This is a genomic window from Escherichia sp. MOD1-EC5990, assembly GCF_002965285.1.
Lineage (GTDB): Bacteria > Pseudomonadota > Gammaproteobacteria > Enterobacterales > Enterobacteriaceae > Escherichia > Escherichia coli_F.
In genome coordinates this window covers 1-4,872 of the sequence record NZ_PTRV01000048.1, presented here as the reverse complement: position 1 = coordinate 4,872, position 4,872 = coordinate 1, and the positions used below count along the sequence as shown (strand labels likewise).

Annotated in this window: 4 protein-coding genes and 2 pseudogenes; all 6 read right to left on the bottom strand. The window is 44.4% G+C overall.

Going from position 1 to position 4,872, the window contains the following annotated elements:
* A pseudogene (locus BEB42_RS25585) lies at window positions 1-185 on the bottom strand (IS66 family transposase); the annotation flags it as partial.
* 30 nt (window positions 186-215) lie between these two features.
* Window positions 216-566 (bottom strand): IS66 family insertion sequence element accessory protein TnpB, encoded by a 351-nt coding sequence (gene tnpB, locus BEB42_RS25580; protein WP_000624663.1) that lies wholly within the window; start codon window positions 564-566, stop codon window positions 216-218.
* Window positions 563-982: pseudogene (gene tnpA, locus BEB42_RS26445) on the bottom strand (IS66-like element accessory protein TnpA). The gene tnpB and the pseudogene tnpA overlap by 4 nt, the downstream one beginning before the upstream one ends.
* Window positions 983-1,151: 169 nt before the next feature.
* Window positions 1,152-2,297, bottom strand: coding sequence for a DUF4056 domain-containing protein (locus BEB42_RS25570; RefSeq protein WP_048227908.1), 1,146 nt, complete (start codon window positions 2,295-2,297; stop codon window positions 1,152-1,154).
* Window positions 2,297-3,472, bottom strand: coding sequence for a BamA/TamA family outer membrane protein (locus tag BEB42_RS25565; protein WP_236942420.1), 1,176 nt, complete (start codon window positions 3,470-3,472; stop codon window positions 2,297-2,299). The genes BEB42_RS25570 and BEB42_RS25565 overlap by 1 nt, the downstream gene beginning before the upstream one ends.
* The gene (locus BEB42_RS25560) at window positions 3,420-4,394 is read right to left on the bottom strand and encodes a hypothetical protein (RefSeq protein ID WP_001352823.1); all 975 of its coding nucleotides are present in this window, start codon (window positions 4,392-4,394) and stop codon (window positions 3,420-3,422) included. The genes BEB42_RS25565 and BEB42_RS25560 overlap by 53 nt, the downstream gene beginning before the upstream one ends.
* Window positions 4,395-4,872: the final 478 nt, after the last annotated feature.

Sequence of the window (4,872 nt, the reverse complement as noted above, 5' to 3'; positions counted from 1 at the left end):
CGCAGTTTTTCTATCTGAGCCCGCAGATGTTCTATTTCCCGTTCATCTTCTTCGATCTTTTCTTCGGCACGTGCCAGTGCAGAGCGCAGGAAGGCCTCCGTCTCTTCAACCAGACTCAGTTGCTGGTCTTTCTGACGGAGCTGGCTTTCCAGTTCTGCAATGCGAATGAGGTATTTCTGACTCATGGCCGTTTTTATAATGCGGCCAGGCGTTTTTTACAACATTGTCAGGGCGTTAAGGCGGGATGTTTTTGGCTGACGCCAGTCCAGCTTATCGAGGAGCATTGCCAGTTGCGAGCGGGTAATGGATACCTTACCGTCACGCACCGCAGGCCAGATAAACTGGCCTTCCTCCAGGCGTTTGGTGAACAGACACAGACCATCAGCATCAGCCCAAAGAATTTTAACGGTGTCACCCCGTCTGCCACGGAAGATAAACAGGTGACCGGAGAAGGGATTAACATTTAACACATCCTGTACCTGTTCACCCAGCCCGTTGAAAGACTTACGCATATCGGTTATCCCGGCAACGAGCCAGATACGGGTACCGGATGGGAGTGAGATCATCTTCCCCTCCCGGTCAGTTCACGAATCAATACAGTGAGCAGCTCTGGTGAAGGATTTTCCAGCGTCATGTTACCGTGACGGAACTCCACCTTGCAGGAGCTGGCACTGACAGTAGTCTAAGTGGATAAGGGCGGAGTAAGAGCAGCCATCGGTTCTTTCGGCTCATCAGGCGTTATCTCTACAGGTAATAATTCAAGGCCTGCGTCAGAAGTGGTTGTCACCGGAAGACGCCGTGATATACGCCCTTCGTTTTGCCAGAGTCTGAGCCATTTGAAAATAACATTATCATTGACGCCATTTTCTCGTGCAATCTGGGCCACACAAGCACCGGGTTGTGATGCCAGTTCAACCATACGAAGTTTGAATTCATTCGAATACTTTTTACGAGGTTCTTTTCGCCAGTCCTGTAATTCCATACTTAGATGTCCGTCTGTGTCAGATGGGCGTCTAAGTTACCAATTCTTGTCTAATGGCTACATACGGCGGTCGGTTTACGCTTACCATGGTATTATCTTTTTGTGCACAAATATGTATTACCAGTATCTGCCGTAATAACGTACTCATCTACCCGGAGCAGCGATATCATCATTCTGATGAACACGTCTGGTGTCTTAGCAGTTTCATATCTGTATCAGTAGCATACTTAATCAACACAGGAAAATCTTTTTCTGTAAAAGGGACACGAGTAACAGGTAACGTTCCTGCCTCCTTTGTTGGCCATAATTCTATTGAGGCCAGACTGGCCAGTTTTCGTCCGGCATAACTCTGCGGTAACATCAGCCTTACACCTCGTTCCATTTCCTCTGGAGGCTGGAATGGTAAACGAACATCGTTCACATCATAGTTCCGACATAATACGAAAAATTTATCAGGTATACGTTCCTGTTTATTCCACCACGATCCATTAAGATTATCTAACATATGCCGGGTTATTTCTGCCGGTTGTACTTTCAACAGCTTCAGAGCCTCAGGGATAACTCCCTGCATTCCTGAACTAAAATGAGAGACTGAATCACCATATCCCCTGCTCAATAAACTCATCGCAAGGCGGGCTCCCAGTAGATTAGAATAGAGATCTTCCGGCGTAAATGCCGAAATCTCTTCCAGAATCCCCGGTACAGACTGGTAACCATACCATTGTGCAATTTCATGCCATACTGCCAGACGAAATGCCAGATGAGCCGCCAGATAAACACTTAACGTATATTTTTCAGCCTGGCTCTGTGGTGGTGTAAAAGCATACAACTGGATACGGCGAGAAAATAATTCACTGGACAGTGTAAGCATTCTGGCTTCACCAAGGCGAGGATATATTTGTGTGAATAACCAGAAAGTATAATCAGCAGTATCCCGCACATGTGCAAGATCAATAAATCCCCCCTGCCGGGTATAAATAATACCGGTATTTTCATGGCTCAATCCCATAACTGCTGCAATACCAGACATAAAACTATTATTATAAATATGTTCTCCCAATGCATCAGGCTCCAGAACATTATCTATAGTAAAGAATGGAAGAGGTATTTTTCCCAGTTTTATCTGCGCCCCATAACCAAAAACACAACAAGGGCGCAGTCCTTCCGGTGCAGAAACATCGGTTGCAACGGGAAAAGCCTGCTGGGCAGGCTCCGGAAGGCGGGATAAGAAATCAGAAAAATGAGCAGAATGGGAAATATTCTGGTAACCAGACAAAAAAAAGAATATGACAATTCTGATAATTAACCGTTTCATCAGAAAGCCTCTCCTGTCTGAAAATAAAAACCACAACTTCGTTTTCCAATACCAAAATCCAGTCGCACATTCATCCGTGGCTTAAATTCAAAACGATATCCAATGCCAGCATCCGGTAACCAGTGACCATAACCAAGATGACCCACTGTCTTACTCATCGTTCCCCCACCAACCCAGAACGCAATACCATGTCGCCATGCCAGTTTTCGTCGATATTCCATCTGAAAAGCAAAAACATGATTATCCTGATAACGACCATCATAATATCCCCGCATCTGTCGCCCATTACCAAGGTGAGAGAACTGGTCCCAGGGGACATGGCCAGAAACAAAACGGGCATAGTTATCAAAGGCCAGAACAGTCCTGTCATCCAGTGAATAATAATAATTATACTGAACCTCAGTGGTACTGAAACGCTCATCACTCCCCAGAAAAGGGGAGTACCAGGTGTAACGAACATCCAGCCCCTGCCCCCGGTGAGCATTCAGTAAAAAATCACGGCTGTCGTAACTAAAAATAACACTGGCCCCCGAAGAAACACTATTTTGTTGATAATCATGCTCAGACATATATTTCCTGAGAGCCGGATTCACAGATACAACATTAACACTGTTGAATTTCCACCCTGTACCAATATAAGTGTTATCAGCGATACGAAATAAAAACGAAGGTGAAAGTTGTTGTTGCTCTGCAATATATTCGCCGAAATTTTTTTTAACATATCCCGCCCGGTAACCTCTTCCCCAGTAATCTGTTGGTACTTTATTGACAACACCATTCAGATAAAAACGCCAGGTATCGTTATCCAGATAAGAGTAATTATTCAGCTCCACACCGAATGCACCAGTTAAAGAAGCAAATCCGGTCACTGATATGGCAGAGTTTTTCCCTCCTGATTGCTTACTGGCCTGATACACAGCAGCCTGAACAAGACCAACTCCGGCCCCCATTTCAGGTGAATAGAAAGGACCAGCCAGAACTCCCCAGTCAGTATCTGCTCCCTGTTCCGGCTTTGTCAGTATACTGTCTATTCTTTCCTGCCATGTCCCTCCCCCGGCAACGGCTGCAAGAGGAAGCATCATCAGGCAAAAAAAAACAATCCCGTCAGAAATTGCATAACCATCAGAAACGAAACTCCCCTGAAATGAAAAAGCTGTTACGATGGTTAAAACCAATTTCAGATAACAGGCTAAAGTGGCGCGACATTTCCAGACGCACGCCAGCTATACTGCTCCATTTATGTGAAATATGTTGTCTGACATCAAACTTCATGTCATTCCCACCTGTCCGGTCCACAATTTGCTGAAGACCTACAGGCAGATTCAACCCACTGACATTCCCTTTGAATCGTTGAGTGATATCCTGATACATTGCACCAGACCAAATCTGAAACGCCATGTCCTTCTCACCTGAAATCAACGAAGGGAATCTGAATTCGTACCCAATACGCGGGGAGATAACCAGTGCCTTAATATCACCGTCCAGGATATCCAGATTTGTCCCGCTATAATTGATATCCAGAGTACCGAAACAATGTTTCCATCCGCCGGCCAGTGTCACCCCACCACCGTAAGTTTCGCCTTCAAATTTCAGGTCAAATAGCTGATTTTCTAAGAATTTTAATGGAACCCTGACTGAACCGAGTTTAAAACTTCCTCCTTTGAGGATGGTATGAGACGTTCCTTTTGTTTTCCCATACATGCCATATACATTCATAAAAGGGAAAACCCAGATATCGCCTTTCAGCATATGTGTCTGGCTTCGTTCACGGGTATGACCTGCATTAACTGACAACCCTCCGGGAAGATTTTTTCCGGCGGGCATAGCGAAAGCTATATTATCCACGATAATGTCCTGACGCAGATTCATGTAGTTATAACCGATACCAAAAGGCTCCGGAATATCATACCCTCTGCGCCGTACTTCATCCCCCCAGACAGGAAAAAATCTCGCATCAATATCAGAATGCTGAATTCGGTTTCCGGAATACTCAGACATACCAATATTTACCCGGGGTGATAAGTTATCAGCATGAGCAACAACATTTCCCCCTGACAGGCTTATAATAAGAACAGACAAGCGTAATATACGATACATAACAAACTCAGTGTTCTCTCTGACTAATTTAACTATCCAAATACACAATACGTTCCGCATAAATCATTACAAAGTGTGATATAAATCAAACGCCATCTATTATCTAATAGTGCATTAGTTCATTTTTTCCGTTGTTACTGGCCCTGCTCCTGTCTCCGTGATTATTCGGATTGTTTTCAGTAAAAACACAAGTGCGCAATAAGACAAGATTTTACGTAAAACAGTTGCATAATTAAAAATAATCACTATCGGACATATTCATCTCCTTGGATATTGCTCACCGATTGTGATGACATACGATATCAAACCTTCGATCATCTTTTCTATCCAGACCATTCATATTATTGTGGATGGTTTCTTTTTACTAACCGTGCACAAAAAGCAAAGAATATAACTCAATTGTAAGCGTACAGCGAGGGCCGTATTGACGGGGATGTGTTATTCAGCTGGCAGTGCTATGCGCCACGGAAGCAGTTCG

Excerpts from the sequence above, each read along its gene's own strand:
- tnpB (WP_000624663.1), bottom strand. The coding sequence starts at position 566 with ATGATCTCACTCCCATCCGGTACCCGTATCTGGCTCGTTGCCGGGATA.
- BEB42_RS25570 (WP_048227908.1), bottom strand. The coding sequence starts at position 2,297 with ATGAAACGGTTAATTATCAGAATTGTCATATTCTTTTTTTTGTCTGGT.
- BEB42_RS25560 (WP_001352823.1), bottom strand. The coding sequence starts at position 4,394 with ATGTATCGTATATTACGCTTGTCTGTTCTTATTATAAGCCTGTCAGGG.